This window comes from Streptomyces sp. NPDC002306, assembly GCF_053593435.1.
Genome location: NZ_JBSFCK010000009.1, coordinates 130,422 through 156,815, shown reverse-complemented (window position 1 = coordinate 156,815; position 26,394 = coordinate 130,422). Strand labels below are relative to the sequence as shown.

Here is a 26,394-nt window from a genome sequence, read left to right as displayed (position 1 = left end):
CCGGGGCCCCGCGGTCCGGGATCAGACCTGTGCGCGCTCCTCGACGACCTGCGCGATCTTCGCGATGGCCTCGTCGAACGGGATGCCGTTCTCCTGGGAGCCGTCGCGGTAGCGGAAGGACACCGAGCCGGCCGTCATATCCTCGTCGCCCGCGATGACCATGAAGGGCACCTTCTGCTTCTGGGCGTTGCGGATCTTCTTCTGCATCCGGTCCGAGGAGGAGTCCACCTCGACGCGCAGGCCCTTCTTCTTGGCCGCCGCCGCGAACTTCTCCAGGTACTCGACGTGCGCGTCGCCGATCGGGATGCCGACCGCCTGGACGGGGGCGAGCCATGCCGGGAAGGCACCCGCGTAGTGCTCGAGGAGCACCGCGAAGAACCGCTCGATCGAGCCGAACAGGGCCCGGTGGATCATGACGGGGCGCTGCTTGGCGCCGTCGGGGCCGGTGTACTCCAGGTCGAAGCGCTCCGGCAGGTTGAAGTCCAGCTGGACCGTCGACATCTGCCAGGTGCGGCCGATCGCGTCCTTGGTCTGGACGGAGATCTTCGGGCCGTAGAAGGCGGCGCCGCCCGGGTCGGGCACCAGCGGCAGGCCCTGCTTCTCGGCGACCTGGCGCAGCGTCTCGGTCGCCTCCTCCCAGACCTCGTCGGAGCCGACGAACTTCTCCGGGTCCTTGGTGGACAGCTCCAGGTAGAAGTCGGTCAGACCGTAGTCGCGCAGCAGTCCGAGCACGAAGGTGAGCGTCTTGTCGAGCTCCTCCGCCATCTGCTCACGGGTGCAGTAGATGTGCGCGTCGTCCTGGGTGAAGCCGCGGGCGCGGGTCAGGCCGTGCACGACGCCCGACTTCTCGTACCGGTACACGGTGCCGAACTCGAACAGGCGCAGCGGCAGTTCGCGGTAGGAGCGGCCGCGCGCGTCGAAGATCAGGTTGTGCATCGGGCAGTTCATGGGCTTGAGGTAGTAGTCCACGCCCTCGTCGAGCTGCATGGGCGGGTACATGCCGTCGGCGTACCAGTCCAGGTGGCCCGAGGTCTCGAAGAGCTTCCCCTTCGTCGCGTGCGGGGTGTAGACGAACTCGTAGCCCTCCTCCTCGTGGCGGCGGCGCGAGTAGTCCTCCATCACGCGGCGGACGATGCCGCCCTTGGGGTGGAAGACGGCCAGGCCGGAGCCGATCTGCTCCGGGATGGAGAACAGGTCGAGTTCGCTGCCCAGCTTGCGGTGGTCGCGCTTCTCGGCCTCGACGAGGAAGTCGAGGTACGCCTTCAGCTCGTCCTTGGACGGCCAGGCGGTGCCGTAGATGCGCTGGAGCATCGGGTTCTTCTCGCTGCCGCGCCAGTAGGCGGCCGCGTTGCGCATCAGCTTGAACGCCGGGATGAGCCGGGTGGACGGCAGGTGCGGACCGCGGCAGAGGTCCTTCCAGCACAGCTCGCCGGTCTTGGCGTCGAGGTTGTCGTAGATGGTCAGCTCGCCGGCGCCGACCTCGACGTCCGCGCCGTCGTCGTGCGACGCCGAACCCTTGAGGCCGATCAGTTCCAGCTTGTAGGGCTCGTTCGCGAGTTCCTCACGGGCGGCCTCGTCGGTGACGACACGGCGGGAGAAGCGCTGGCCGCGCTTCTGGATCTCCTGCATCTTCTTCTCGACGGCCTTGAGATCCTCGGGCGTGAACGGCTTCTCGACGTCGAAGTCGTAGTAGAAGCCGTCCTTGACCGGCGGGCCGATGCCCAGCTTGGCCTCGGGGAAGAGCTCCTGCACGGCCTGGGCCAGCACGTGGGCGGTGGAGTGGCGCAGGATGCCCAGACCGTCCTCGGAGGAGATCTCCACACCCTCGACGGTCTCGCCGTCGCGCACCACGTAGGTGAGGTCCTTGAGCTCGTCCCCCACGCGCGCGGCGATGATCGAGCGCTCGCCGGCGAAGAGGTCGGCGGCCGTAGTGCCCGTCGTCACCACGCGTTCTTCCCGCTCGGAATCGCGCTGGATGATCACACGGACGTCTGACACCGGTCTCTCCTGACTGAAGGGGGGTGCGGCGCCATACCAGGAGCGCGCGCATGAGGGGGATCGTACCGACCCGGGCCCGCCGACCGCGAAACGGTTACCGTCAGTCCTCCCCCGTGCACGCCTCCTCGAAGAAGTCCAGGTTCTCCTGGAGCGACTTCATCAGCCGGTCCCGCTCCGCCTCGTCGACCTGCACCGGTACGACCCCGCCCGCGCCGGTGAGCCGGCGGAAGCCGCCCCGGCTCTCCAGCCGCCCGTGCACCCGCACCGGCAGCCCGACCAGGTGGGCCTGTCCCGCGATGCGGTAGTCCTCCTCGTCCAGCGTCAGCCGGACGTGCGGGACCTCGGCGCCGGCGATCACCCGCAGCCGTACGGCTCCCTCGCCGCGCGGCCCCGACCTGCGCATCCGTTCCACCGTGCCGGTGATCCGGACCGGTACCGACGGCTCCTCGCGCAGATAGCGCGCGCCGGCCGCGCGCAGCACCGGCAGATCGCCGGGCGAGAACTCGACGGGCTCGACGCCGGCCGCGCAGTCCTCGGGCACGCCGGCGGCGGGCGCCCACTCGACGGCGATACGGGCCCCCTCGGCGCCGCGCACCAGGGCGATCAGCGCCTCGGTGAGCTCACGGCTGACGCCCGCCTCGACGGCTCCGTCGAAGGCGTCCATGCCGCCGGTGGCCCGCTGGTAGTCGATGGCCTCACGGACGGCGTACAGGGCCTGGTGGAGGCGGACGGCGAGCGGCCGGGCGGTGCCGACGGGCACGAAGGCGGTCAGGTCGCGGCCGCCGGCCGCGGAGCCGACGAGGACGCTCTCCAGCAGTCCGGCGGCCGGGCGGCGGTGCCGGGCGCCGTAGTAGCCGGCACGCGCGCGGGTGGCGAGCGCGCCGGCGAGCAGCATCAGCCGGGCGGCGCCGCGCAGCTGTTCCTCCACGGTCCAGGACGCCGCTCCGGCGGGCCCGCTGGGCACGTCCCGCCACCAGCGGATCTCGTCGCTGGGCACGGAGAGCCCGACCAGCACCTCGCGCGCGGACGGGGTCCCGCTGCGGGACAGCGCGAGCAGCGCCTCGCCGAGCAGGTCGTCGCTGTCGGGGAAGGCGCGGCTCTCGGGCACCAGCAGGCTCGTCCCGCCGCCGCCCGGGCCGGGCGGGGTCCAGCGGCCGTAGCGTCCGGCGGCGCCGCCGCGCCGCTGCCAGCCGTGCCGGCGCAGCAGGGCGCCGAGGACGGCGGGGTCGACCTCGTCGGGTGCGGGCGGCCGGTCCCAGGGGACGTCGGGGTGCGCCCTGACCGGGCGCAGCGCCTCGTCGAGCGGGCGGTGCCTCATGGTCTGCCTCCCGTCCCGACCCGCGTCATGATCTCGCACAGCGCCCGGTCGTCGAAGATGCGTGAGGTCGGTATGCGCACGGTGGTCCGGTGCCGGCCGGTGATGGGCTGTCCGGCCAGGTTGACCCAGTAGCAGCAGTGCCGCAGGTCGAGACGGTCGTGGCTGGCGCGCAGCCAGTCGTCCTGGGATCTGGGGACGAGCATCACGACCAGGATCTTGTGCACCGAGACCGGCGTGCGGGCGAGTTTCGCCAGGTGGTCGTTGTCGAGGGTGAAGGAGAAGAACCGGCCCGGCGGGTGGGGCCGGATCTGGTAGGTGCACTTCAGCTGCACCTTGATGGTGACCTCGTCGTCGACCGTGTGTCCGGGCGAGCCGTGACTGACGTGCCAGTCGATGCCGTTGTCCGGAAACGGCTGTGACAACGAGCATCCCGCGGCCGCGGCGACCGCGTGCAGATACCCCACCTGCAGTGTCTCCATGCAGGCGGTGGTGGCGAGAGTGCCGCGATGGGGTGCCGTCCGTTCGGGCAGCAGCCCGCCCCGCTCGGGCTGCGCTATCACCATGGCCAACAGCCTTCCAAGCCGAGTGTTTTTCCGCTGTGGGCCGCTGAACTGCAAAGACCCGTACTCCTGTTGTGTCCTTCCGGCGTACGGCGCAAACAGCCCGGGTATCACCAAACAGGCAGAAGACGGTGCGTCACCTGCCGTGGGTGAACGAGGAGTTGTGTTCGTATGACGTACTGGTACGAGGGACCCCTGGCCGGGTTCGACACCGAGACCACGGGCGTGGACGTGGAGAGCGACCGCATAGTGTCGGCCGCCCTCGTCGTCCAGGACGCCCCGGGTGCCCGGCCGCGCGTACGGCGCTGGCTGGTGAACCCGGGCGTGCGGGTGCCCGCCGGCGCGACGGCGGTGCACGGGCTGACGGAGGATCATCTCCAGCGCAACGGCCGCTGGCCCGCGCCGGTGATGTACGAGATAGCGGAGGACCTGGCCGAACAGGCCGCGGCGGGCCGCCCCCTGGTGGTGATGAACGCGCCGTTCGACCTGACCCTCCTGGACCGGGAACTGCGCCGGCACCGGGCCTCGTCGCTGGACCGCTGGTTCGACTCGGCGCCGTTGCGGGTGCTGGACCCACGGGTGCTGGACAAGCACCTGGACCGTTACCGCAAGGGCCGCCGCACTCTCACCGACCTGTGCGCGCACTACGGCGTCGCGCTCGACGGCGCGCACGACGCGGCCGAGGACGCGCTGGCCTCGCTGGAGGTCGTCCGGGCGCTGGGCCGTCGCTTCGCGACCCGGCTGGAACGTCTCTCCCCCGCGGACCTGCACGCCTTGCAGACCGGATGGCACGCGGCCCAGGCGCGCGGCCTGCAGGCGTGGTTCGCGCGCAGCGGCACGGAGGAGCAGGTGGACCAGTCATGGCCGCTGCGCCCGGAGATGGAGGCGGCGGCTTGACCGGACCGTCCCCACCTCGCGCGACGGCACACAAAAAGGCCGGTCCGTCTGCACGGACCGGCCCTTTCCCGGTGGGCGATACTGGGTTCGAACCAGTGACCTCTTCGGTGTGAACGAAGCGCTCTCCCACTGAGCTAATCGCCCGGGAACGCACTGAACAATACAGGGCCCCGCACGCTTCGTTCAAACCGCTTGCAGGTACGCGGCGAGACCGCGCCGCCCGGCACGCATCATCAGCCGGTGGTTGGCCCGGAAGACCGGCCGCCCCGGCACCGCGAACCGCCTGAGCAGCGGCTTGTTCACGTCGACCACCTGTTCGTAGCGCGCGAGGGTGCCGTCGCCGTCCGCGGTGAGCGTCCAGCGCGCCCAGCCGTCGATGTCGCCGGACATCGCGACCTCCAGCACCCCGGCCGCCGGATCGCGCCGCGTCTCGCGCGCCGTGAAGGTCATGTCGTACGGCAGCAGGGAGCGGATCCGGATGACGCCGGTGCTGTCGTCGAGCCGGGTCACCTCGCGGACCTGGGGCCACCAGCGGGGATAGTGCTCGGCCCGCTCCAGCGCCTGGTACACGGTCGCGGGCGCCGCGAGCAGGGACCACCGGCTGAGGAAGCGGTATCGGGTCCAGTCCATGGGCAGAGTCTGCCCGCGCCGGGCGGCTTCTCCCAGGATCTGAGTACGTCCTGAGTACCCACGCTCATGCCGCGGGGGGTGACGCGGACCACACTCCGGGACATGACACATGTTCCGCCCCCGGCCGAGGAGTTGCGGATCCTCGACGCCGAGCTGTGGCGACTGGACGCCCGGCGGGCCCAGTTGCTGGCCCGCCGCGCCTGGCTGCTCACCGCCCTGCCACCGCCCCGGCAACAGCCGGTGGCGCCGGTGCACCCGGTGGCTCCGCCCCGGCCGGAGGCCACCGCGCCCCGCGTACAGAACGTCCTCCTGCTGCTCGGCGGTGTGCTGCTCACCCTCGCGGCGATGGTGTTCACGCTGGTCAGTTGGGGACAGCTGGGCATCGTCGGGCGGAGTCTGGTGCTCGGCGCGGTCACGCTGGCCGTGCTCGCGACGCCGGTGCCGCTGCTGCGGCGCGGTCTGCGCTCGACGGCCGAGTCGGTGGTGGGCCTCGGGCTGGCGCTGACGGTGCTCGACACGTACGCGCTGTACGAGGCCGGCTTCGCGGGGACGGACGGCACGGTGTACGCGGCGGTCGCGTCGGCGGTACTGGCCGGGCTCTGGACGGCGTACGGGCTCGCCCTGGACAGGCTGCGTCTGCCGCTGCCCGCGGCGCTGCGCCTGCCGCGGCCCGCCGCGCTGACCGCGGCCCAGCTCCCACTGCTCCTGGCCGCGATCGCCGCCGACGCGGTGCCGTACGGCGTCACGGCCGCGCTCCTGGTGACGGCCGCAGGGGACACGGTCGTGGCGCTCCGGGCGCCCGCCCGGGCCGTACGGTACGTCGCCGCCGTCGGCGCGTGCGGCCTGGGTGCCTGGGGCGTGTCGGCGGCCGGTTGGCTGTCGTGGACGGCCACCGGTCCGAGCGCCGCCGCCCGTGCGGCGGCGCTCCTCACCCTCGCCGCGGGGATCGCGCTGGGGGCCGCCTGGCGCGCGCGGCAGCCGCTGGTCGCCGCCGTCACCGCGGCGGCCGGCGGTCTGCTGCTGGTCGCGGCGGCCGGCGGCCCGCTGCGGGCGGCGCTGCCCGACGGCTGGACGGTGCCCGCGTATCTGGCGTGCGGTGTGGCGTTGTCGGCGGCGCCGCGCGGCCCGCTCCCCGAGCCCGTGCGCCGCGGCCTCGTCCGGGCCTCCGGTGTCGTGCAGTTGGCGGCGCTGGCCGCCGCGCTGCCGCTCGCCGCCGTCACGCTGCTCGGTCCAGTCGGCCACGTGGGGCGGCCGTGGTGGGGCGGTCCGGCCGACGCCCGTGCCGCGGTGACGGTGGGTGTCCCGTGGCCCGCGCACGCGGCACAGTCGCTGATCGCCCCGCTGGTCGTGGCCGCCGTGCTGGTCCTGCTGGTGCGAGCCGAGGCCTGGCGGCAGCGTGCCCTGTCCGGGGCGCTGGTGCTGGGGTGGGCCACCGCCTTCGCCCTGCCCGCGGTGCTCGCACTCCCCTACTCCGCCGGCCTGTGGGCGCAGGGCGTCACGACGACGGCCCTCCTCGCGGCGGTCGCGTCCGGTCGCCTCTCCCCGCTCCCGCGGCGCACGGCGACGGCGGCGGCCCTGGTGGGTTCGTTCAGTCTCGCCTTCTCGGCCCTCGCCTCCGAGGCCGCGACCCTGACCGTGCTGTCCGCCCTGATCCCACTGTTCGCGGCGGTCTCGTGGCGCCGGGAGGCGGCCGCCGTGACCGCTCCGGCGGCCCTGTCCTACGCCGCCGCGCTGGCCTGTGCCACGGGCGCCGCCGCGCACTGGCGGCCGGAGCACATCGCTCTGCTGGTCCTGGCGGTTCCCCTGGCGGCGGCGCTGCTCGCACCGCCCGTCGCCGCCCCCTTGACGCTGGAGGTGCCGGGCGCCGTCGCGGGCCTCGTCGCCATCGGGCTCGCGGTCGCCGACCCGCCGACGCTGGCGCTGGTCCTGTCGCTGTGCGCGGTGATCGCGGCGGGCACGGCCCTGCGACCGGATCGGCGCCACGTCGGCTACGCGGCCGTCGCCCTGTTCGTGACGGCCGCGTGGGTACGGCTGGCGGCCTGGCGGATCGGCGTCCCGGAGGCGTACACCCTGCCGGTCACGGTCCCGGCGCTGCTCGTCGGAGCCCTGCGCCGGCGCCGCGACCCGCACGCCTCGTCCTGGACGGCGTACGGCCCCGCGCTCGCGACCACGCTCCTGCCGAGTCTCGCCGCGGCCTGGACGGACGTCGAGTCCACCCGTCCCGCGCTGCTGGGCGCGGCGGCGCTGACGCTCACCCTGCTGGGCGCCCGGTACCGCATCCGGGCACCCCTGGTGCTGGGTGGTTCGGTGCTGGTCCTGGACACGCTGCACGAACTCGCCCCCTATCTCGTCGAGATGGCCGGCCTGCTGCCGCGCTGGCTGCCGCCCGCCCTCGCCGGACTGCTGCTGCTCGGGGTCGGGGCGACGTACGAACAACGGCTGCGGGACGTCCGCAAGGTGCGGGAGGTCCTGGGGAGGATGGACTAGGGCGGCTCGACGAAGACCTGGAGCGAGTGGGTGGTCTCCAGCAGCACGTCGAAGAAGCCACGGTGCGGGAACCGACGGGGATCGCGAACTGCTCCCCGTCGGCCTCACCGACCGCGGTGACGACACCCTCGCGGAGGTTGTCCCGACTCAGATTTCAGCGTCGATCGGGGACTTGAGGTCCGGCAGGATGCCACGCTTGTCGTACTTCCGAAGAAATCCAACGGCGTTCCGGAATACGTCCGGCGGATTTCCACCGGCGGCCCGTGTCTGGAACTCCTCCCGGAAAGCGACGTGGTCCTGGAAGTCCGCCTTCACCCTGATCTCCGGGTACTTCTTCTCGAAGAGCGCGAGGGATTGATTGATCCTCCGCGCCGTTCGTCGCCACCTCACCATGAGTAACGGATCGTCACCGTCTCGTCGGCCGTCGCGCCATGAATCGATTCAAAGAGGCGCTTTCCGGCACGAGGTGCGGACGAGCGGTGGGGTGCGCGTGCGCCGAGGCGGAACCCCCGGGGCGGGGGTGGGCGGCTGAAAGTCGACGGTGAGCCATCGGCTCGGGAGAGCGGCGGCGGCGTGGGGTTCGGGCTCGCGCCCCAGGGGTGTCACGCGTACAACGAACAGCGGCCCATCCGCGTATTCGCAGATGGGCCGCTGTTTCCGGGTGGGCGATACTGGGTTCGAACCAGTGACCTCTTCGGTGTGAACGAAGCGCTCTCCCACTGAGCTAATCGCCCGGGCGCAGGAAGAACATTACCCCATGTCAGGGGGTGCCTGTGACCGCGTCGGGCGACGCCGGCCGGTGCCCGCGCCCGCGTCCCGGGTCACTGGTCCTTGATCTTCCAGGGCATCACGACGCCGAACTTCCAGACGTAGATCCCGACGACGACCGCGATGATCACGAACCCGATCGCCGTCAGGGTGATGTTGCGGCGCCGCACCTTCGGGTCGAGCGCCTTCTGGGCCGCCTCGGTGACCTTGCGCTTGGTCCAGCGCAGCACCAGCTGGGCCCAGACGAACTCGGTCGCCCAGATCGCCATGCCGCCGAAGATCACGACCCAGCCCGGTCCGGGCAGCGGCAGCATGACGACGCCCGCGCCCACGACCGCCAGCCCGATGATGAAGACGCCGACCTGCCAGCTCAGATGCAGCATGCGGCGCGCCTTGACGAACTCCGGCGCCTTGGAGCCGAGGCCCTGCGCCTCGTCGGCGCCGCGCCCCGCCCCGTCCGCGTTCGTCCCGCTGGGCTGTCCGCCCGACTTCGTCCCGTCCGGCGCCACGGCAACCTCGGCCGGCTCGTCACTCCCCGTGTTCATACGGCCAAACACTACCCGACGGAAACCGGTCACCGGAATGGTCGTAGTTCGCGAATCGGTTCTCGGCCGGAAGAGTTACGTAAAGGCACGCAAAACACTCAGAGGGGTTTACAACGGCACCGTAGGTGGCATGTCGATTTCGCCGACGTGCGAATCCCCGAGCGCACACTGAGCGAAAGGCCCTGGCGCTTATGAACACCACGGTCAGCTGCGAGCTGCACCTGCGCCTCGTTGTGTCGAGCGAGTCATCCCTGCCTGTCCCCGCAGGCCTGCGGTACGACACGGCCGACCCCTACGCCGTGCACGCCACCTTCCACACCGGAGCCGAGGAAACCGTCGAGTGGGTGTTCGCCCGCGACCTCCTGGCCGAGGGACTTCACCGTCCCACCGGCACCGGCGACGTCCGTGTCTGGCCGTCCCGCAGTCACGGTCAGGGCGTCGTGTGTATCGCCCTGAGCTCTCCGGAGGGCGAGGCCCTGCTCGAGGCCCCTGCGCGGGCCCTGGAGTCGTTCCTGAAGCGGACTGATGCCGCGGTGCCGCCCGGCACCGAGCATCGGCACTTCGATCTGGATCAGGAGCTCTCCCACATTTTGGCGGAAAGCTAGGCCGAGGCCGCCACAGAGCCGCCCGGCGCCGTCCACTCGGGGAGACGGCTCGGGCAACGACAACTGCATACGGTATGCATCGACGCCGTCACCGTGAGGTCGACACCCCCACGGTGACGGCGTCGGCGTGCCCGTCGGCCGTCACGGAGCGTTTCCGCCGTCGCGGACGCGGGCCCCCAGGCCGGTCCGGGAACACCGGCCGGCCCGGAGTCGTTCCCCGGGCATGCGCGGGCCGGGCGCAGGGCGGCCTCGGCGGCTCTCCGAGCCACTACGATCGGCCAGCATCGGCGGGCGCCCGCCCACCTTCAGGCCAGGGAGCGAAACGTGCTGATCACCCACGACACCCGGTGTGCCCTCGACGCCGTGGTGGATCTGGTCAACACCGCACCGGAGGACGAGACGACCCCGGACGGGCTTGCGGACGTCCCGGCCCTCATGGAGTTCGTACGAAAGCACGACATGAGCGATGTCGGGATGCTGTCGGAGTTCGACCTGTCGGCGGTGCGCCGCATCCGCGGGCGGTTCGCCGCGATCTTCGCGGCCCCGGACGCCCGGGCGGCGGCCGGAATGATCAACGACCTGGTCGCCGCCGCGGGCACCACGCCCCGGCTGACGGACCACGACGGCTACGACTGGCACGTGCACTACTTCGCCCCGGGCGCGTCCGTCGCCGACCACCTCGCGGCCGACTGCGGGATGGCACTGGCGTTCTTCGTGGTGGCCGGCGAGGAGGAGCGGCTGCGCCGCTGCGAGGCGCCGGACTGCCGGCACGCCTTCGTCGACCTGTCCCGCAACCGCTCCCGGCGCTACTGCGACAGCCGCACCTGCGGCAACCGCCTGCATGTGGCCGCGTACCGGGCGCGACGCAAGGAAGCGGCGGGCTGAGGTCCCGCGAACGGCGCCCCGAGGGATGCGACGCGGTCCCCGGCGGGTGGCGCCGGGGAACGCGGGTACGGCTCACAGCATCAGCAGGTCGTGCAACGAAGCCATGAGCAGCAGACACCCGATCACCGCAAGGAAGATCATCAGCGGTGGCTGGGAAAGGGCGAAGAGGCATCCGCGCGGCTCGTCCTGCGGCGGCGCGGCATCGCTCTGTGTCGTGTCCAGCATCTCGCCGCGATGATGACGCAGCGGACCCCGCTCGCGCGATCAACACGCCCGTAGAGAGCGGGAGTTCGCTGGATTCCGTGACGTCCAGGTCAGGGCATGATCACAGAGTGGACAGGGTGTGATCGTTTTCGGACCCGCGCGGACCTTCTATGACGTTTCAGTCCGCCCGTGGCCTGGTCCGCGCCGCCGTCCGCCAGGTCATATGCCGTGCTTCTTGAGGATGGCCTCGATGTCGCTGAAGTCGTCCGCGGAGCCCTTGCGGGGGGCCGCCGCGGGCCGGATCGCCGGGCGCGTGGCCGGTCCCGGCGATGCGGTCGAGGCGGCCGGCTCCACCGCCTCGCGCCGGGCCGCCGCGCGGGCCTCCCGGCGCTGCTTCCGGCTGCCGCCGCCGCGCCGCTCCACCGCGCGGGTCGTCGCGAACAGTGCCCAGGCCCCGCCGAGCACGCCGAAACCCACCCAGGCGCTGGGGCTGAAGGCGGTGTCGGCGGCCCAGCCGACGACTCCCGTCAGCACCAGGCCGATGGGGACGAGCGAGTAGGCGGCGACACGGGCGGCCGCGAGGAATCGCTTGCGGTAGGCCGTGACCACCGCGATGCCCAGACCCGCCGCGGAGGCGGCGGAACAGACGGTCTCGGCAATCATCCGGTCCTCCAGGCAGGGCTCGGTCGGGCACAGGGCACTTCGTCCCCTCCATCCTGCACCGCCCGGCCCCCGTCGGGCCATGTCCCGGCCCGACATCAGGGACATCTCCGGGTCGGCTCCTCCACAGGTCCCGGTCCCGACCACCGAGGCACCCGTCCCCCCTACGGGCACCGCGGGCACCGCGGGCACCGCGGGCACGCTGAGCGTCGGCGGTTCCGGCAACCCCGGTGACCCGCGTAGCCCCCCGTAGTCCCGTCATCGCCCGTCATCGCTCGTCGTCGCCCGTCGTCCCGGTCGGGGTGGGCGGTGGGGGCTGGGAGACTGGGGGTATGAGTGACTCCTCCCCCGAACGTGCCGCCGCCACCGTCGTCCTCGACGTGTGGTGCGAACTCCAGTGCCCGGACTGCCACAGCGCCCTCGTCGATCTCCGCGCCCTGCGCGAGCGCTACGGCGACCGGCTGGACGTGCGGCTGCGGCACTTCCCGCTGGAGAAGCACCGGCACGCCTTCGCCGCGGCTCAGGCCGCCGAGGAGGCGGTGGAGCAGGGGCAGGGATGGCCTTATGTGGAGGCGGTACTGGGCCGGGTCGAGGAACTCGACCGCGCGGGCGAGCCCTTCCTGGTCCAGGTGGCGGGTGAACTCGGCCTGGACGCGGAGGAGTTCGACACCGCGCTGGTCGACGGACGCCACATCCTGATCGTCGACGCCGACCAGGCCGAGGGCAAGGCCATCGGCGTGACCGGCACCCCCACCTACGTCATCGGCGGCGAACGCCTCGACGGCGGCAAGAGCCAGACGGGACTGCGCGAGCGCATCGAGGAGATCGCTGACCGGCTGCTGGCCGAGTAGCCGCGAGCGAAGCCGGAGCCGGACGGGGCGTCCTACAGCAGGGACTTGTAGAGGACGTGGTCCCGCGTCTCGTAGCCGAGCGACTCGTACAGCCGCTCGGCCGGGGTGTTCCCCGCGAACACGTTGAGGCCGAGGACGCTCCGGCCGGCGGCGATCGCCCGGATCTCCGCCAGCAGCATGAGCGTACGGCCGTGTCCGCGTCCGCGGTGGGCGGCCTCGGTCTCGACGTCGTAGACGAAGGCGTGGTCCTCGCGCAGCGCCAGCCACAGGACGCCCACCCTCGTCCCCTCGTGCTCCAGGACGTCCAGGGTCGTGCCGGGGGTGGCGAGTCCTCGCGGCAGCAGCTGTTCGTGGTCGCGGCGTACCTTGGCGTGGGCCTCGGCCTCGGGGACGCCCCGTTCGATCCAGTCGCGCGCGTACTCCAGCGTCTGACGCGTGTGCCAGGCCTCGAACTCGGGCTGCGTCATGGACCTCGCCCGGCTGCCGGCGGGCAGAGCGGGCGGGATGTCGCCGAGCGGCTTGTCCATGGCGCGGTTGCGCGGGACGTAGCCCAGGATCTCGGCGAGCCGCAGCGCCGCCGGGGCGTCGGCGGGGACGCTCGCCTGGATCTGTCGGCAGCCCCAGCCGCGCGCCACCTCCTCCGCGGCAAGCGCGGCCACCGTGCCCCGGCCACGCCGCCGGTCCGGCTCCTCGATGCGCAGGTCCAGGATGCGGGCCACCGCGTCACCGAGACCCGGGGAGGTGTCGAGGCGGATCGTGCCCACGGGACGGCTGTTCACGCATACCTGGTAGCGGCGTGAACGCCGTCCGTCGGCGGTGCGCTGGAGCGGCTCGGTCGGCCGCAGGGTCGTGGTCATCACCGGTGTTCTACCCGGTGCCGCGCCCCGGGGCAGCCGAATATCCCCGGCATCTCCCGCGCCGGCGCCGCGCGCCCGCACCTCCCGCGCCCGTACCTCCGCGTCACGGATCGAGGTCGTCCCCGGACCGCTCGTCGAAGATCCGCATGGCTTTGGCGGTCACCGGGCCGGGTGCGCCCGGGAGTTCGCGCTCGTCGACGCGGTGTACGGCCTGGACGTCGCGCAGGGTGGAGGTCAGGAAGATCTCATCGGCCCGCTCCAGGACGTCCAGCGGCAGGTCGGTCTCCTTGGCGCCCGTCCACTCGACCGCCAGCGCGCGGGTGATGCCCGCGAGGCAGCCGGAGGCGACCGGCGGGGTGTGGATCTCGCCGTCCAGGACCACGAAGACATTGGATCCGGTGCCCTCGCACAGCCGGCCGACCGTGTTGGCGAACAGGGCCTCGGAGGCGTCGTGCCGGTGGGCGCGGGCCAGGGCGACGACGTTCTCGGCGTACGAGGTGGTCTTCAGGCCGGTGAGCGCGCCGCGTTCGTTGCGGGTCCAGGGGACCGTGACGACGGCGGTGGAGTCGGGGCGGCGGGTGGTCTCGCCGAGGGCGACGACCAGGGTCGGGCCGTGCTCACCGCGGTCGGAGCCCAGGGGACCCTGGCCACCGGTGTAGGTGATGCGCAGTCGGCCGAGGGGCATCGGGTTCGCCTCGATGACCGCGGCGCAGGCGCGACGGACCTCGTCGAGGTCGGGGTCGGGCAGGCCCAGACCGCGCGCGGAGCGGGTGAGCCGGTCGAGGTGCCGGGTGAGCGCGAACAGCCTTCCGTCGAGCGCCTTCACCGTCTCGAAGATGCCGTCGCCCACGGTGAGTCCGTGGTCGAAGACGGAGACGCGGGCGGACTCGGTGTCCTGCAGCCCACCGTCGAGCCAGATCTTCACTTCAGTGCCTCTCCATCTGCGCTTGCCTCGTACGCTCCCGACGCTACCGCGAGCAGCCGGGACGCCTTCAGTTCTGTCTCCCGCCACTCCCCCTCGGGGTCGGAACCCCAGGTGATGCCGGCTCCGGTGCCGAACCGCAGGGCACCCGCGGCCCGGTCGATCCAGAAGGTGCGGATGCCGACGGCGAGCTCGCCCTCGCCCCGGTCGGCGTCGACCCAGCCGACGCCCCCGCAGTACGGGCCGCGCGGTGCCGGCTCCAGGGCGGCGATGATCCGCAGGGCGCTCGACTTGGGAGCGCCGGTGACCGAGCCGGGCGGGAAGGCAGCGGCGAGCAGTTCCGGCCAGCCGGCGCCGGGGCGCAGCTCCCCGCGGACCGTGGACACGAGGTGGACGAGGCCGGGGTGTTTCTCCAGGGCGCACAGGTCGGGGACGGTGACGCTGCCGGTGGCGCAGACGCGCCCGATGTCGTTGCGGACCAGGTCCACGATCATCACGTTCTCGGCGTAGTCCTTCTCCAGCAGGTCCGCCTCGGTACGGCCGGTGCCCTTGATCGGTCCGGACTCGACCGCGCGGCCGGTGCGGCGCAGGAACAGTTCGGGCGAGGCGGTGGCGATCTCCACGCCGTGCCGGGGCAGCCGTATCGTTCCCGCGTACGGCGCCGGGTTGCCGCGGGCGAGCAGTGCGGTGAGGGCGGCCACATCGGCGTCCGGCGCGACGGGCGCGGACAGGACGCGGCAGAGGTTCGCCTGGTAGACCTCGCCGGCCGCGATGTACGCGCGGATTCGGCGGACGGCGGCCGTGTACGCGGCGCGGTCGAGGGAGGAGGTCCAGTCGGCGACCGCCGGACCCCGCCACGCGCCCGGCACCGGCGCGGGAACCGGCACCTCCCGCACCTCCGAGAAGCGCGCGCAGGTCAGACGGCCCTCGAAGTCGGCGCAGACGGCCCAGAAACCGGAGGATTCGAGAGCCGTGGGGTCACTGGTGACGTCGAGCAGGCCGGTGGCGACGCGGTCACCGAAGCGGGCGAGGGGAGGGAGGTCGAGCACACTGTCGAGTCTAGGCGGGTGACCTGCGGGTGACCCGGCCGTGTCCCGGCGGGGGGCCTGAGCAGGTCCGCAGGTGGACGCAGGGCAGCACGCTGCACAAACGCGTTTTTGTGCTGGCCCCGGAATCCGCTAGAGTTCAACACGTCGCCGGGACGCGCAAGCGCACCGAAACGACAGGCGGACGTAGCTCAGTTGGTAGAGCGCAACCTTGCCAAGGTTGAGGTCGCGAGTTCGAGCCTCGTCGTCCGCTCGAAGGAACAGGGGTTTTCCCGATCCCCTACACTCCTGGTGGAGTGGCCGAGAGGCGAGGCAACGGCCTGCAAAGCCGTCTACACGGGTTCAAATCCCGTCTCCACCTCCAAGGACGATTAGCTCAGCGGGAGAGCGCTTCCCTGACACGGAAGAGGTCACTGGTTCAATCCCAGTATCGTCCACTGGCCCGCGAGGGCCTCGATCCGCGAGGATCCCCGCGCGATTAGCTCAGCGGGAGAGCGCTTCCCTGACACGGAAGAGGTCACTGGTTCAATCCCAGTATCGCGCACGCAGTGCCCATGACCGGCTCCTCGGAGTCATCGTGGTCCCGAGGACGATTAGCTCAGCGGGAGAGCGCTTCCCTGACACGGAAGAGGTCACTGGTTCAATCCCAGTATCGTCCACACACACCGAAGCCCCCGGCCGTCTCGAACGGCCGGGGGCTTCGTCGTCTCAGGACGAGAACAGCATGTGGCCGAAGCTCTTGTGGCGGTGGTGGCCGCCGTAGTGCCCACCGCCGTGGTGGCCGCCGCCGTGCGGGGCGCCCCAGGCGGGCGCCTGCGGCTGGGCGGGGTACGCCTGCGGGGCGGACGGCGGCGGGGCGGGCTGCGACCACTGGGACTCCACGCGGGTCAGCGCCTCCAGCTCGCCGTAGTCGAGGAAGATGCCCCGGCAGCCGCTGCACTGCTCTATCTGGACACCGTTGCGGTTGTACGTGTGCATCGGCGCATGGCACTTCGGACACTGCATGGTCGGCTCAACTCCTCGCCGGTCGATCCTGCTTCGTGTTTCGCCAGGACAGACTCTGTCCGGCTGCGGTCGGTTGCACATTACTTGGCCGAGCCTCCGGCCAACTCCGGGGGGATCGGACTCATTCGGGCACATGCGTCGACAAGGGACAGCTCCACCTCGTCCAGCGGGCGGTCGGCGGCGATCGCCTTGCCGACGGCCCGGGCCGCGCTCTGCGCGGTGAGAGCGCGGGCCGGGACGTCCAGGGCGGGCCACGGATCGCCGTCCACGGGCACGGCGGGACCGCCCGCCGCGCGGTAGGCGGTCAGGAAGCGGGTCCACTCGTCGGGCGCGAGCAGCCCGCAGGCGTACCAGGCCGCCGGGCGGGCCAGGTCCCAGGCGGGGACGCCCACGCCGAGGTCGTCGACGTCGATCAGTCTCCAGGGACCGTCCGGGGCCGGGTGACGTACCAGCTGGCCGAGGTGGAGGTCTCCGTGGCAGAGGGTGGCGTGGTCGGGCATGGGGGCCTCGGCGCGCGCCCAGGCCGGGAGGGTGGCCCAGGCCCGGAGAACCGGGGCGACGGCGGGGTGCGGGGCTCCCAGGGCGCGCAGCAGGGCGATGGCACGGGCCGCCTTGACGGGGCCGCGCATCTGGGGCGGCGGGGCGGGCGCGGAGGGTGGGGGCAGCGTGGGCGCGACGGGACCGATCAAGGCGGGGACAGCGGCGGCGGCAGGGACGGTCGAGGCGGGTGCGGTCGACGCGGCGACGGCCGGGTCGGAGGCCGTCGAGGCGGGCGCCGGGGAAGCGGCGGCAGCGGCCGTCGGGGCGGAGGCCGTCGACGCCGGCGCCCCGGAGACGGGGGCGGTCGCCGGGCCGGGGAGCGGCGAGGCCGGTGTCACGGGAGCGGCGGCTGTGGGCCGGTCACCGGCCGTGGGAGCGGGCGCGGTCGGGACAGGGGTTCGGTGGAGGTGGGCGAGGAGGGTGGCGGCGGCCTCCCAGGGGGCCGCGTCCGGATCGTCCGGGTCCACCGGGGCGCCGTACGGCCAGAGGGTCACGAGCCGGCCGTCGAGCGGCGTCGGGCTCGGGTCCAGCGGAGCCAGCAGGATGTGCGGGAGACCGGCGGCGACACCGAGGCGGAGGGCCAGTTCGGCCGGGTCGGTGCCCGGGGCGTGCGCCTTGGCGACGACGCCGGCGTGCCGGACGACGGTGGCGTCGGGGCGGTCGGCGAGGGTCGTGAGGGCGCCGCACGCGCAGCGGGTGCCGTTCGGGTGGGCCGCCGTCCTGGCCTTCGCGGTCAGGGTGGGCAGCAGGTCGGCGGTCACGGGTCCCCCAGCGTCGTACGGTTCTGGCCGGGAGCGTACGCAATCGGGTCCCGCGGGCCGGAAGGTACCCGGTACGCGGGAAAAGCAATGCCGGCGCAGCTCCCCAGCTGCGCCGGCATTTTTTGCCGTCCGCCGCACCCCCGTCCCCACGGGGTTTCATGGGTGGATGTCCCCGCCCGAACCGCTCTTCCGGGCCTGGGGTCGCCGCTCAGCGCCCCAGCATCACTCCCACGGACGACGCCTGTGTCGCCACTGTCTCCCAGCCGTCGAAGACGAGGAGGAGCAGCGCTGCCAGGGGAAGGGCCATGAGCGTCGCCACCAAGGGGTGGCGACGGCCTGTCCGGCGCGGGCGCGTGGTGCGCCCCTCGGTGCGGATCAGCGCCCGCGGTGCCGTGTAGGCCATGGTCCCTCTCCTGACCGTTCTCGGTTGTCGTTGACAGCGGCGGGTGTCTGACCTCGGGGGACGAGTGCTGCACCCGCCGCTTGACCTCAAATCTAGGTGTGTGGCGCCCGCCGGGCGTCATGCCCTCGTACCGATTGGCGGGCCTCCCGGAGGATGAGCGGTGACCTGGGAAGTACTCCCCTGGGTGGAGACGAGGTCCTAGGTCTCGGGGTCTTCCCGGAGGGGGCGTCCGGAGTGCCCCGCCTTTTCCGAGCTGTCCTCACGGGGCACCGGCTGCTCGACGAGCGCCAGGACCCGGTTCGCCATGAACCGGGCCGTACGGACGACCGAGCCGTTTCGGGTGACTTCGCTCACTTCCACCACCCCTCGGCGTATCGCCGTCTCCACTCGGCGGCCCGCCCTGCTCGCCACCACCTCGTACGTCCGAGTCGTGTCACCGGCGTCCACGACTATCTCCACGCGGTCACCCTTCACGGGTTCAATCCCCCTTCTGTGACGAGTGGTTGGTGGTGCGGACAGCGCAAGGCCCCGCTGTGCGCACGCTCCCTGACCACACTTCAATTCTCCCACCGGGCACTGACAATCCGTCGGGCCGAGAGGGCGCGGCCTCTGCGCGCGGGCGGCTGTGGAAACGTAAGCTGTGCCACGTCACACGGACCGGGCAGCGGGGATGAACATGGCGATGATGCGCCTGAGGCGCGAGGACCCGCGCGTCGTCGGCTCGTTCAGGCTTCACAGACGGCTGGGCGCGGGCGGGATGGGTGTCGTCTATCTGGGCTCCGACAAGAAGGGGCAGCGGGTCGCGCTCAAGGTGATCCGGCCCGATCTGGCGGAGGATCAGGAGTTCCGCTCGCGGTTCGCGCGCGAGGTCTCGGCGGCGCGGCGGATCCGCGGCGGGTGCACGGCCCGGCTGGTCGCGGCGGACCTGGACGCGGAGCGTCCCTGGTTCGCCACGCAGTACGTGCCCGGCCCCTCCCTGCACGACAAGGTCGCCGACGACGGGCCGCTCAGCGCGGCCGAGGCCGCCGCGATCGGCGCCGCCCTGTCGGAGGGGCTGGTCGCCGTGCACGAGGCCGGGGTGGTGCACCGGGACCTGAAGCCGTCCAACATCCTGCTGTCCCCGAAGGGGCCGCGGATCATCGACTTCGGTATCGCCTGGGCGACCGGTGCCTCCACGCTGACGCATGTCGGCACCGCGGTCGGCTCCCCCGGTTTCCTCGCCCCGGAGCAGGTGCGCGGGGCCGCCGTCACCCCGGCGACGGACGTGTTCTCGCTGGGCGCCACGCTCGCGTACGCCTCCACCGCCGACTCGCCCTTCGGGCACGGCAGTTCCGAGGTGATGCTGTACCGCGTGGTGCACGAGGAGGCACACCTGAACGGCGTGCCGGACGCGCTGGCCCCCCTCGTGCGCGCCTGTCTCGCGAAGGACCCCGAGGAGCGGCCCAGCACGCTCGAACTGTCGTTGCGGCTCAAGGAGATCGCGGCCCGCGAGGCCCAGGGCCTGGCCGACGGACGTCCGCCCGGACCGCGCACCGCCGAGGCGGACCGGCCCACCGGGCGGCTCGCCGGGCCCAGTTACCCCGAGCACTCGCGGACCACTGGGCGGCGGCCGCAGGGACAGCCGGGCCCGCAGGGGACTCCGCCCCCGCGGGGTGCCACGCCCGCGCGCGGTCCGGCGCCGACCGTCCGGGGCGGCGGAACCCCGTCGCGCGGCGGCGGTTCCTCACGCGGGGGCAGTTCGTCACGCGGCGGCGGCACGCCGTCCCGTTCCGGGGCACGGCCCACCCCGGCCTCGCGCGACACCCGGTCGGGCAGCGGCAGCCGTACGGCACCGCGCAGTGGTACGGGCCGTCCGGCGCCGAGGACCACCGGGACCGGCCGGCGGCCGGCCAATCCGCGCCTGCTGCGCCAGCGGTTGTTCGTGTTCGTCGTGGTGACGCTGCTCGTCGCGGTCGGCATCGCCGTGGTGCAGGGCTGCCAGGGGCCGGCCCGCGGACTGGGCGGCGACGACGTCGTGCGCCGGTCGACCACGCGCTCGCCGTCGCCGGAGCCGTCGAGCGCGGAGCTGATGAGGCGGCCGTACGAGTCGACGGTCCGGGCGGACGACCCGAGGTAACCGCGTCCGCACCCGGCCCCGGACCGCCGTCAGGACTGCGGGCGGCCCGTCGCGACCGCGTAGAAGGCGACCGCCGCCGCCGCGCCCACGTTGAGGGAGTCGACGCCGTGGGCCATGGGGATGCGGACCCATTCGTCGGCGGCGACCAGGGCCTGGGTGGACAGGCCGTCGCCCTCCGCGCCCAGCATCAGGGCCACCCGGTCCATCCGGTGCGGGGCGGCCTCGTCGAGGGACCTGGCCTTCTCGTCGGGGGTGAGGGCGAGCAGGGTGAAGCCCGCCTCGCGGACCGAGTCGAGTCCCTTGGGCCAGGTGTCGAGACGGGCGTACGGGACGGAGAAGACCGCGCCCATCGAGACCTTGACGGAGCGGCGGTAGAGGGGGTCGGCGCAGTCCGGGGAGAGCAGGACCGCGTCCATGCCGAGGGCGGCCGCCGAGCGGAAGATCGCACCGATGTTGGTGTGGTCGTTGACCGACTCCATGACGGCCACCCGGTGGGCGGAGCGCAGGAGTTCGGCCGCCGTCGGCAGTGGTTTGCGCTGCATGGAGGCGAGCGCGCCGCGGTGCACGTGGTAGCCGGTGACCTGTTCGGCGAGCTCCGGGCTGACCGCGTAGACGGGGGCGGGGAGTTCGTCGATGACGTCGCGCATGACGTCGACCCACTTCGCGGACAGCAGCATCGAGCGCATCTCGTACCCGGCGTCCTTGGCCCGGCGGATGACCTTCTCGCCCTCGGCGATGAACAGGCCCTCGGCGGGCTCGCGCTTGCGGCGCAGCTCGACGTCGGTCAGGCCCGTGTAGTCGCGCAGGCGCGGGTCGTCGGGGTCCTCAACGGTGATGAGATCGGCCACAGGGTGATACTGCCTTGTCCTGGGTGTGGTGCCAACGGCTCGGAACGGGTTGTGTTACCCGGGGTTACGCGGAGGTGTGGAGACCCACGGCGACGACATCGCCGATGACGATGACGGCCGGGGGCTTCACGTCCTCGGTACGGACGGTCTCGGCGACGCTCGCGAGGGTCGCGTCGACGCGCCGCTGGGCGGGTGTCGTGCCCTCCTGCACGAGGGCGACGGGGGTGTCCGGCGACCTGCCGTGCGCGACGAGCGTCTCCGCGATCTTCCCGATCTTGTCGACGCCCATGAGGACGACGAGGGTACCGGTCAGCTTGGCGAGCGAGGCCCAGTCGACCAGCGAGCGTTCGTCGTCAGGGGCGACATGGCCGCTGACCACCGTGAACTCGTGTGCGACACCGCGGTGGGTGACCGGGATGCCGGCCGCGCCCGGCACCGAGATCGAACTGGAGATGCCCGGGACGACCGTGCACGGGATGCCCGCCTCGGCGAGCGCCTGGAGTTCCTCCATGCCGCGCCCGAAGACGTACGGGTCGCCACCCTTCAGCCGGACCACGGACCGGCCCCGCCTGGCGTGCTCGATCAGCGCGTCATTGATGGCCTCCTGGGCCATGTACCGCCCGTACGGGATCTTCGCCGCGTCGATCACCTCTACGTGCGGCGGGAGTTCGGCCAGCAGGTCGCGCGGGCCGAGGCGGTCCGCGATGACGACGTCCGCCTCGGCGAGCAGCCGGCGGCCGCGGACCGTGATCAGGTCCGGGTCGCCTGGGCCGCCGCCGACGAGGGCGACGCCCGGCGTACGGGTGCGGTGGTGCGGGGCGACGAGGGTGCCGTCGCGCAGGCCCTCGACGACGGCGTCGCGGATGGCGGCGGTGTGGCGGGGGTCGCGGCCGCGCGCGTCCGTGGTGAGCACGGCCACCGTGACGCCTTCGCTGTGCCCGGTGGCCGGGGTCCAGGCGGTGGCCGCGTCGGCGTCGTCGGAGCGGACGCACCAGACGCGGCGCGTCTCGGCCTCGGCGGAGGCCCGGGTGTTGGCCTCGTGGTCGCTGGTGGCGATCAGCGCGTACCAGGCGTCCGCGAGGTCGCCGTCGGCGTAGGGGCGTCGCCGCCAGGCGATCTCGCCCCCGTCCGCCATGGCCTCGACGGAGGGGGTCGCCTCGGGTGACACCAGGACGATGTCCGCGCCCGCCGCGATCAGCGCCGGGAGACGGCGCTGGGCGACCTGGCCGCCACCGAGGACGACCACGCGGCGGCCGCTGAGGCGGAGGCCTACGGGGTAGGCGGGGTGTTGGGCCATGAGGGTGGCTCCTCGTCCTGGCGGGGGCGATGGGCGCTACAGCTCCGGAGCGGCCCTGACGTGCGGATTTTAGCCGTGTCTTCAGCGTACGGCGGGGGTGGGGGCGGGCGGCGGAACGCCCGGCCGCACCACCCCCCGCCCGCGCTGCGGGCTACTTCTCGGTGACGCCCGCGGAGTCGAACGTCGCCACCTCGTGCATCGCCCGCGCCGTGCTCTGGACCAGCGGGAGCGCGAGCAGCGCGCCCGTGCCCTCGCCGAGGCGCAGGTCGAGGTCGACCAGCGGGCGCAGGCCCAGCTTGTTGAGCGCGGCCACATGGCCCGGCTCGGCGCTGCGGTGGCCCGCGATGCAGGCCGCGAGGACCTCGGGGGCGATCGCCCGGGCGACCAGGGCGGCGGCGCCCGCGCTCACGCCGTCCAGGATCACCGGGGTGCGCAGGGAGGCACCGCCCAGCAGGAGGCCGACCATCGCCGCGTGTTCGAAGCCGCCGATCGCCGCGAGGACGCCGATGGGGTCGGCCGGGTCCGGCTGGTGGAGTTCCAGGGCACGGCGCACGACGTCGGTCTTGCGGGCCAGGGTCTCGTCGTTGATGCCGGTGCCGCGGCCGGTGACCTCGGCGGGGTCGACGCCCGTGAAGACCGAGATGAGCGCGGCCGACGCGGTGGTGTTGGCGATGCCCATCTCGCCCGTGAGCAGCGCCTTGTTGCCGGCCGCCACCAGGTCGCGGGCGGTCTCGATGCCCACCTCGACGGCCTGCTTGGCCTCCTCGCGGGTCATCGCGGGTCCGGTGGTCATGTCGGACGTGCCCGCGCGGACCTTGCGCGGCAGCAGACCCGGGGTGGCCGGAAGGTCCGCGGCGACGCCCACGTCGACGACGCAGACCTCGGCGCCCACCTGAGCGGCGAACGCGTTGCAGACCGCTCCCCCGCCCAGGAAGTTGGCCACCATCTGGGCCGTGACCTCCTGCGGCCAGGGGGTCACGCCCTGGGCGTGCACGCCGTGGTCGCCCGCGAAGATCGCGACGGCCGCGGGCTCCGGGATCGGCGGCGGGCACTGCCGGGACAGGCCGGACAGCTGCGCGGAGATGATCTCCAGCATGCCGAGCGCGCCCGCCGGCTTGGTCATGCGCTTCTGCCGCTCCCAGGCCTCGCCGAGCGCCTTGGCGTCCAGCGGGCGGATCCCGGCGACGGTCTCGGCGAGCAGGTCGTGCGGGTCCTCGCCGGGCAGCGCGCGACGGCCGTACGTCTCCTCGTGCACGACCCACGACAGGGGGCGGCGCTTGGACCAGCCGGCCTGCATCAGCTCGGGCTCGTCCGGGAACTCGTCGACGTACCCGACGCACAGGTAGGCGACGACCTCCAGGTGGTCGGGCAGGCCGAGGGCGCGGACCATCTCGCGCTCGTCGAAGAAGCTGACCCAGCCGACGCCGAGACCCTCGGCGCGGGCGGCGAGCCAGAGGTTCTCCACCGCGAGCGCGGAGGAGTACGGGGCCATCTGCGGCTGGGTGTGCCGGCCGAGGGTGTGCCGGCCGCCGCGGGTCGGGTCGGCGGTGACGACGATGTTCACCGGGGTGTCGAGGATCGCCTCGATCTTCAGTTCCTTGAACTGCTTCGCCCGGCCCTTGGGCAGCGACTTGGCGTAGGCCTCGCGCTGGCGCATGGCCAGTTCGTGCATCGTGCGGCGGGTCTCGGCCGAACGGATCACCACGAAGTCCCAGGGCTGCGAGTGCCCCACGGACGGGGCCGTGTGGGCGGCCTCCAGGACCCTGAGCAGCACCTCGTGCGGGATCGGGTCGCCGCGGAAGCCGTTGCGGATGTCGCGACGCTCACGCATCACACGCAGCACCGCCTCGCGCTCGGCGTCGGCGTAGCCGGGGGCCGCGGGGCCGGTGGACTCTCGTACTTCTTCCACTGCGGCCGTGCTCTCTTCTTCCTGGTCTTCCTGTTCGGCGGCCCTGGTGTCCAGGTCCTCCGCTTGCTGTACGACGTCGGGGTCGGGGTCCCCCGCGAGCTGGGCGGCGTCGGGTCCGGCCGCCCTCGGGGCCGGGACCGTGGCGACGGGTTCCGGAGCCGGGGGGCGCGCGGCCGGTGGTTCCACCGCCTGCGGTGCCGTCGCCCGGAGTTCCTCGACGGGCAGCACGAGGGGGTGCGGCGGGGTCGGGGCGAGGTGCGGGGTGGTCGGCACCATGCCGTCCACCGGGACGAACTGGCCCAGGGTCCGGTCCGGCCGGTGCTCCGGCGCGACCGCGCCGGGCAGGTCCGCGGCCGAGGGGTCCGCGGGCTGGGGCTCGCCCGGAGCGTCGGCGGCCACGGGGGCCGGGTGCGCGGGCACCGGCTCGGCGGGCGCGAGGGTCTCGTGGGCCGGGTGCGGCGTCTGAAGGGCGTCCAGGGCCGACGGCAGGGGCGCGAACGCCACGGCCTCCGGCGCGGGAACGGGCTCGACCGCTTCGGGACCCGGGACGGGCACGGGCGCGCTCTCGTACGCGGCGGGTTCCCGGACCTGCGGGGCCTCGGGCGCCGCGTACTCGGCCGCCTTGGGTTCGGCGGCCCGCGAGGCCGCCGGGGCTTCGAAGCTCTGCGGGCTCTCCGGCGTCACGACCTCGGCCTCGGGGGCCGGCACCGGCTCGGGCGAGTGGGCGACGGCCACCGGGGCGACGGCTTCCGGCGTCTGATCGTGAACCGGCGCCGCGGGCGGCACGGGACCCCGCCCCGCGCCCATGACCACGACGCCCTGGGGAGTCTGTCCGGCGTCCGGGGCCGCGACATCAGGGGTGTACCCGGCGTCCGGGGCCGGCGAGGCCGCGTGGTCCTGTGCGCGGTCCTGCGCCTGGTCCGCGTCGGCGGCGGTGACGGTGACGGAGGACGCCATGGCGTCCGCGTCCTGGCCGTCCACGGCGGCGCCGGGGGCCTGTACGGCGTCCACGGCGTCCGGCACGGGCTCGACGCCCGGGATCGCACCCGGGACCTGGCCCGCGTCGGCGACCGCAGCGGCAGGCTCGACGTACTCGAAGGGCTCGATGGGCTCGATGGGCTCGACCGATTCGGGGCCGGGGATCCGACCGCCGGCCACGGCACCCTCGGGTCCCGGAACCTGACCGGCCTCCGCGACCGGCTCCGGGCCGGCGGACGGGCCGGCCTGCGCGAGGCCGTCGCGCTCGGGAACCTGACCGGCGTCCCCGCCGGGGCCGGCCACGGGGAAGTGCCCCGCCACGGGCTCCCCGTACCCCGCGGATTCCGACGGCTCCGCGGCGGACGCGGGTGCGGTGACCGGACCGGAGAGCGCCGCGGCGTGCGCGTGGCCGCCGTCCTGCGACCGCGGCGGCACCTGGTCCACCGCGACCGGGACCGCCTGACCGGCCTGGCCCTCCTGGAACGCGACGTCCGTCTGCTCCGACGGGGCGGTCACCGCGACCGCCTCCGTGGCGATCCGGGCCATGACGGCCTGGGCCGCGCCGACCGGTTCGGGCTGCTGTTCCCTGACCGGCACAACCGTTTCCGCGGGGTTCGCCCCGGGATCCGCCGACGGCTGTGCCACGACCTGGGCGCCCCAGGGCGAGACGCCCCGCGGGGGCGTCTCGCGCGGCTGCGGGACGTCGAGATACTCGGGCCCGATGGTCGCGGGGCCCGGCTGCCGTACGGGCGCGCCCGCGGGGCCACGGTCGGCGAGCGAGCGGACCGGGCTGGCCGAGGCGTCGGGGATCTGCGGACCGAGGTGCAGGGGCCTGCGGGGCTGGACGGGCGTCGCGGGAGGCGTCGGGCCGGGCAGCCGAACGCCGCTGAGGTCGACCGAGCCGCTGTCCCGGCCGCCCAGCTCGTGCGGGCTCGGCTCGTGGACGGCCTCGACGACCGGTTCCGGCACCGGCGGAGCCACCTCGTTGCCCCAGGCGCTCTGGGCGCCCGGCAGCAGCAACAGGTCTTCGTCCTCGGCGGTGGTCTCGGAGAGGTAGGTGTACGCACCCGGCGCGGGGACGCCCGGCTGCTCCACCATGCCTGAGTTCTCCGGCAGCCCCTCGCCCGGGATCTGGCCGGTGTCGGTCATGCGTACCCCTCGCCCATCGGTTAGTGCCTCTACGACCAGCTCACCGGAAACGGCGCACCGACCGCCCCCGCAGTGAAGAACGAGCGTGCATGCCCAGCGGCACGAACGAGCCGACCGTAAAAGGCGACAAAGCCATTAGGTGGCATTGTCCCGGC

The 26,394-nt window shown here is 73.1% G+C and carries 24 protein-coding genes and 7 tRNA genes; 11 read left to right on the top strand and 20 right to left on the bottom strand.

Going from position 1 to position 26,394, the window contains the following annotated elements:
* Positions 1-21 precede the first annotated feature (21 nt).
* The 3 genes from thrS to ACWCQK_RS20030 all read right to left on the bottom strand — a co-directional run bounded on the left by thrS (position 22) and on the right by ACWCQK_RS20030 (position 3,879).
* The gene (gene thrS / locus ACWCQK_RS20040; protein WP_451156597.1) at positions 22-1,998 is read right to left on the bottom strand and encodes a threonine--tRNA ligase; all 1,977 of its coding nucleotides are present in this window, start codon (positions 1,996-1,998) and stop codon (positions 22-24) included.
* Between the two features lie 100 nt (positions 1,999-2,098).
* Entirely contained in the window at positions 2,099-3,316 is a 1,218-nt protein-coding gene (locus ACWCQK_RS20035) for a hypothetical protein (RefSeq protein ID WP_451156595.1), read from the bottom strand.
* A complete protein-coding gene (locus tag ACWCQK_RS20030) occupies positions 3,313-3,879 on the bottom strand; it encodes a DUF4365 domain-containing protein (protein WP_451156593.1) in 567 nt (188 codons plus the stop codon). Before ACWCQK_RS20030 ends, ACWCQK_RS20035 begins: the two co-directional genes overlap by 4 nt.
* Positions 3,880-4,047: 168 nt before the next feature.
* Here ACWCQK_RS20030 and ACWCQK_RS20025 point away from each other — a divergent pair, with 168 nt between their 5' ends.
* Positions 4,048-4,773 carry an exonuclease domain-containing protein gene (locus ACWCQK_RS20025; protein WP_451156591.1) on the top strand — a complete coding sequence of 242 codons (726 nt, stop codon included), beginning with the start codon at positions 4,048-4,050 and terminating at the stop codon, positions 4,771-4,773.
* A 72-nt stretch (positions 4,774-4,845) separates the two neighbouring features.
* On the opposite strand, the gene ACWCQK_RS20020 is transcribed toward ACWCQK_RS20025, so the two are convergent.
* Positions 4,846-4,917, bottom strand: a tRNA-Val gene (locus ACWCQK_RS20020).
* A gap of 39 nt (positions 4,918-4,956) precedes the next feature.
* Positions 4,957-5,403 carry an SRPBCC family protein gene (locus tag ACWCQK_RS20015; RefSeq protein WP_451156589.1) on the bottom strand — a complete coding sequence of 149 codons (447 nt, stop codon included), beginning with the start codon at positions 5,401-5,403 and terminating at the stop codon, positions 4,957-4,959.
* A gap of 66 nt (positions 5,404-5,469) precedes the next feature.
* Here ACWCQK_RS20015 and ACWCQK_RS20010 point away from each other — a divergent pair, with 66 nt between their 5' ends.
* On the top strand, positions 5,470-7,890 hold the full coding sequence (locus ACWCQK_RS20010; protein WP_451156587.1) for an SCO7613 C-terminal domain-containing membrane protein: 2,421 nt from the start codon (positions 5,470-5,472) through the stop codon (positions 7,888-7,890).
* A 147-nt stretch (positions 7,891-8,037) separates the two neighbouring features.
* On the opposite strand, the gene ACWCQK_RS20005 is transcribed toward ACWCQK_RS20010, so the two are convergent.
* From ACWCQK_RS20005 to ACWCQK_RS19995, 3 genes are all read right to left on the bottom strand, one after another.
* A complete protein-coding gene (locus ACWCQK_RS20005) occupies positions 8,038-8,283 on the bottom strand; it encodes an extracellular solute-binding protein (protein ID WP_451156585.1) in 246 nt (81 codons plus the stop codon).
* A gap of 269 nt (positions 8,284-8,552) precedes the next feature.
* Positions 8,553-8,624 (bottom strand) — tRNA-Val (locus ACWCQK_RS20000).
* Between the two features lie 87 nt (positions 8,625-8,711).
* Positions 8,712-9,203: a TIGR02611 family protein gene (locus ACWCQK_RS19995; protein ID WP_451156583.1), complete on the bottom strand. Its 492-nt coding sequence runs from the start codon at positions 9,201-9,203 to the stop codon at positions 8,712-8,714.
* 191 nt (positions 9,204-9,394) lie between these two features.
* On the opposite strand from ACWCQK_RS19995, the gene ACWCQK_RS19990 reads away from it, so the two are divergent.
* Together ACWCQK_RS19990 and ACWCQK_RS19985 are read left to right on the top strand one after the other, a co-directional pair.
* Entirely contained in the window at positions 9,395-9,808 is a 414-nt protein-coding gene (locus ACWCQK_RS19990; protein ID WP_004002642.1) for an SsgA family sporulation/cell division regulator, read from the top strand.
* A 324-nt stretch (positions 9,809-10,132) separates the two neighbouring features.
* Positions 10,133-10,693 carry a CGNR zinc finger domain-containing protein gene (locus ACWCQK_RS19985; protein ID WP_451156581.1) on the top strand — a complete coding sequence of 187 codons (561 nt, stop codon included), beginning with the start codon at positions 10,133-10,135 and terminating at the stop codon, positions 10,691-10,693.
* 72 nt (positions 10,694-10,765) lie between these two features.
* Here ACWCQK_RS19985 and ACWCQK_RS19980 read toward each other — a convergent pair whose 3' ends face one another.
* Positions 10,766-10,918, bottom strand: coding sequence for a hypothetical protein (locus ACWCQK_RS19980; RefSeq protein ID WP_371672706.1), 153 nt, complete (start codon positions 10,916-10,918; stop codon positions 10,766-10,768).
* A gap of 198 nt (positions 10,919-11,116) precedes the next feature.
* The gene (locus ACWCQK_RS19975) at positions 11,117-11,560 is read right to left on the bottom strand and encodes a hypothetical protein (protein ID WP_451156579.1); all 444 of its coding nucleotides are present in this window, start codon (positions 11,558-11,560) and stop codon (positions 11,117-11,119) included.
* Between the two features lie 329 nt (positions 11,561-11,889).
* Here ACWCQK_RS19975 and ACWCQK_RS19970 point away from each other — a divergent pair, with 329 nt between their 5' ends.
* Positions 11,890-12,408 (top strand): DsbA family protein, encoded by a 519-nt coding sequence (locus ACWCQK_RS19970; RefSeq protein ID WP_451156577.1) that lies wholly within the window; start codon positions 11,890-11,892, stop codon positions 12,406-12,408.
* A gap of 32 nt (positions 12,409-12,440) precedes the next feature.
* Here the strand turns inward: ACWCQK_RS19970 and ACWCQK_RS19965 are convergent, their stop codons facing one another.
* The 3 genes from ACWCQK_RS19965 to ACWCQK_RS19955 form a co-directional block, all read right to left on the bottom strand.
* Complete coding sequence (locus ACWCQK_RS19965) at positions 12,441-13,265, bottom strand: GNAT family N-acetyltransferase (RefSeq protein ID WP_451156575.1); 825 nt, start codon at positions 13,263-13,265, stop codon at positions 12,441-12,443.
* 103 nt (positions 13,266-13,368) lie between these two features.
* The gene (locus ACWCQK_RS19960; RefSeq protein WP_451156573.1) at positions 13,369-14,190 is read right to left on the bottom strand and encodes an aminotransferase class IV; all 822 of its coding nucleotides are present in this window, start codon (positions 14,188-14,190) and stop codon (positions 13,369-13,371) included.
* Positions 14,187-15,236 carry a chorismate-binding protein gene (locus tag ACWCQK_RS19955; protein ID WP_451156571.1) on the bottom strand — a complete coding sequence of 350 codons (1,050 nt, stop codon included), beginning with the start codon at positions 15,234-15,236 and terminating at the stop codon, positions 14,187-14,189. Before ACWCQK_RS19955 ends, ACWCQK_RS19960 begins: the two co-directional genes overlap by 4 nt.
* 177 nt (positions 15,237-15,413) lie before the next feature.
* Between ACWCQK_RS19955 and ACWCQK_RS19950 the strand changes: the two genes are divergently transcribed.
* The 5 genes from ACWCQK_RS19950 (at position 15,414) to ACWCQK_RS19930 (ending at position 15,892) form a co-directional block, all read left to right on the top strand.
* A tRNA-Gly gene (locus ACWCQK_RS19950) sits at positions 15,414-15,486 on the top strand.
* Between the two features lie 37 nt (positions 15,487-15,523).
* Positions 15,524-15,597, top strand: a tRNA-Cys gene (locus ACWCQK_RS19945).
* A 1-nt stretch (position 15,598) separates the two neighbouring features.
* Positions 15,599-15,670 (top strand) — tRNA-Val (locus ACWCQK_RS19940).
* A gap of 35 nt (positions 15,671-15,705) precedes the next feature.
* A tRNA-Val gene (locus ACWCQK_RS19935) sits at positions 15,706-15,777 on the top strand.
* A gap of 43 nt (positions 15,778-15,820) precedes the next feature.
* A tRNA-Val gene (locus ACWCQK_RS19930) sits at positions 15,821-15,892 on the top strand.
* Positions 15,893-15,941: 49 nt separating this feature from the next.
* Here ACWCQK_RS19930 and ACWCQK_RS19925 read toward each other — a convergent pair.
* From ACWCQK_RS19925 to ACWCQK_RS19910, 4 genes are all read right to left on the bottom strand, one after another.
* Positions 15,942-16,238, bottom strand: coding sequence for a TFIIB-type zinc ribbon-containing protein (locus tag ACWCQK_RS19925; RefSeq protein ID WP_451156569.1), 297 nt, complete (start codon positions 16,236-16,238; stop codon positions 15,942-15,944).
* 80 nt (positions 16,239-16,318) lie between these two features.
* On the bottom strand, positions 16,319-17,539 hold the full coding sequence (locus tag ACWCQK_RS19920) for a phosphotransferase (protein WP_451156567.1): 1,221 nt from the start codon (positions 17,537-17,539) through the stop codon (positions 16,319-16,321).
* Positions 17,540-17,747: 208 nt separating this feature from the next.
* On the bottom strand, positions 17,748-17,942 hold the full coding sequence (locus ACWCQK_RS19915) for a hypothetical protein (protein ID WP_451156565.1): 195 nt from the start codon (positions 17,940-17,942) through the stop codon (positions 17,748-17,750).
* Between the two features lie 198 nt (positions 17,943-18,140).
* Positions 18,141-18,416: a hypothetical protein gene (locus ACWCQK_RS19910; RefSeq protein ID WP_451156563.1), complete on the bottom strand. Its 276-nt coding sequence runs from the start codon at positions 18,414-18,416 to the stop codon at positions 18,141-18,143.
* Positions 18,417-18,612: 196 nt separating this feature from the next.
* On the opposite strand from ACWCQK_RS19910, the gene ACWCQK_RS19905 reads away from it, so the two are divergent.
* Entirely contained in the window at positions 18,613-20,058 is a 1,446-nt protein-coding gene (locus ACWCQK_RS19905) for a serine/threonine-protein kinase (protein ID WP_451156870.1), read from the top strand.
* Positions 20,059-20,087: 29 nt separating this feature from the next.
* Here the strand turns inward: ACWCQK_RS19905 and ACWCQK_RS19900 are convergent, their stop codons facing one another.
* The 3 genes from ACWCQK_RS19900 to cobT form a co-directional block, all read right to left on the bottom strand.
* Positions 20,088-20,906, bottom strand: coding sequence for a TrmH family RNA methyltransferase (locus tag ACWCQK_RS19900; protein WP_451156561.1), 819 nt, complete (start codon positions 20,904-20,906; stop codon positions 20,088-20,090).
* A 64-nt stretch (positions 20,907-20,970) separates the two neighbouring features.
* Positions 20,971-22,203, bottom strand: coding sequence for a uroporphyrinogen-III C-methyltransferase (gene cobA / locus ACWCQK_RS19895; protein WP_451156559.1), 1,233 nt, complete (start codon positions 22,201-22,203; stop codon positions 20,971-20,973).
* A 151-nt stretch (positions 22,204-22,354) separates the two neighbouring features.
* Positions 22,355-26,239, bottom strand: a complete 3,885-nt coding sequence (gene cobT, locus ACWCQK_RS19890) for a nicotinate-nucleotide--dimethylbenzimidazole phosphoribosyltransferase (RefSeq protein WP_451156557.1) — start codon at positions 26,237-26,239, stop codon at positions 22,355-22,357.
* Between the last annotated feature and the right edge of the window lie 155 nt (positions 26,240-26,394).

Excerpts from the sequence above, each read along its gene's own strand:
- ACWCQK_RS20035 (WP_451156595.1), bottom strand. The coding sequence starts at position 3,316 with ATGAGGCACCGCCCGCTCGACGAGGCGCTGCGCCCGGTCAGGGCGCAC.
- ACWCQK_RS20030 (WP_451156593.1), bottom strand. The coding sequence starts at position 3,879 with ATGGTGATAGCGCAGCCCGAGCGGGGCGGGCTGCTGCCCGAACGGACG.
- ACWCQK_RS20025 (WP_451156591.1), top strand. The coding sequence starts at position 4,048 with ATGACGTACTGGTACGAGGGACCCCTGGCCGGGTTCGACACCGAGACC.
- ACWCQK_RS20015 (WP_451156589.1), bottom strand. The coding sequence starts at position 5,403 with ATGGACTGGACCCGATACCGCTTCCTCAGCCGGTGGTCCCTGCTCGCG.
- ACWCQK_RS20010 (WP_451156587.1), top strand. The coding sequence starts at position 5,470 with ATGCCGCGGGGGGTGACGCGGACCACACTCCGGGACATGACACATGTT.
- ACWCQK_RS20005 (WP_451156585.1), bottom strand. The coding sequence starts at position 8,283 with ATGGTGAGGTGGCGACGAACGGCGCGGAGGATCAATCAATCCCTCGCG.
- ACWCQK_RS19995 (WP_451156583.1), bottom strand. The coding sequence starts at position 9,203 with ATGAACACGGGGAGTGACGAGCCGGCCGAGGTTGCCGTGGCGCCGGAC.
- ACWCQK_RS19990 (WP_004002642.1), top strand. The coding sequence starts at position 9,395 with ATGAACACCACGGTCAGCTGCGAGCTGCACCTGCGCCTCGTTGTGTCG.
- ACWCQK_RS19980 (WP_371672706.1), bottom strand. The coding sequence starts at position 10,918 with ATGCTGGACACGACACAGAGCGATGCCGCGCCGCCGCAGGACGAGCCG.
- ACWCQK_RS19975 (WP_451156579.1), bottom strand. The coding sequence starts at position 11,560 with ATGATTGCCGAGACCGTCTGTTCCGCCGCCTCCGCGGCGGGTCTGGGC.
- ACWCQK_RS19970 (WP_451156577.1), top strand. The coding sequence starts at position 11,890 with ATGAGTGACTCCTCCCCCGAACGTGCCGCCGCCACCGTCGTCCTCGAC.
- ACWCQK_RS19965 (WP_451156575.1), bottom strand. The coding sequence starts at position 13,265 with ATGACCACGACCCTGCGGCCGACCGAGCCGCTCCAGCGCACCGCCGAC.
- ACWCQK_RS19925 (WP_451156569.1), bottom strand. The coding sequence starts at position 16,238 with ATGCAGTGTCCGAAGTGCCATGCGCCGATGCACACGTACAACCGCAAC.
- ACWCQK_RS19915 (WP_451156565.1), bottom strand. The coding sequence starts at position 17,942 with ATGGCCTACACGGCACCGCGGGCGCTGATCCGCACCGAGGGGCGCACC.
- ACWCQK_RS19905 (WP_451156870.1), top strand. The coding sequence starts at position 18,613 with ATGAACATGGCGATGATGCGCCTGAGGCGCGAGGACCCGCGCGTCGTC.
- cobA (WP_451156559.1), bottom strand. The coding sequence starts at position 22,203 with ATGGCCCAACACCCCGCCTACCCCGTAGGCCTCCGCCTCAGCGGCCGC.
- cobT (WP_451156557.1), bottom strand. The coding sequence starts at position 26,239 with ATGACCGACACCGGCCAGATCCCGGGCGAGGGGCTGCCGGAGAACTCA.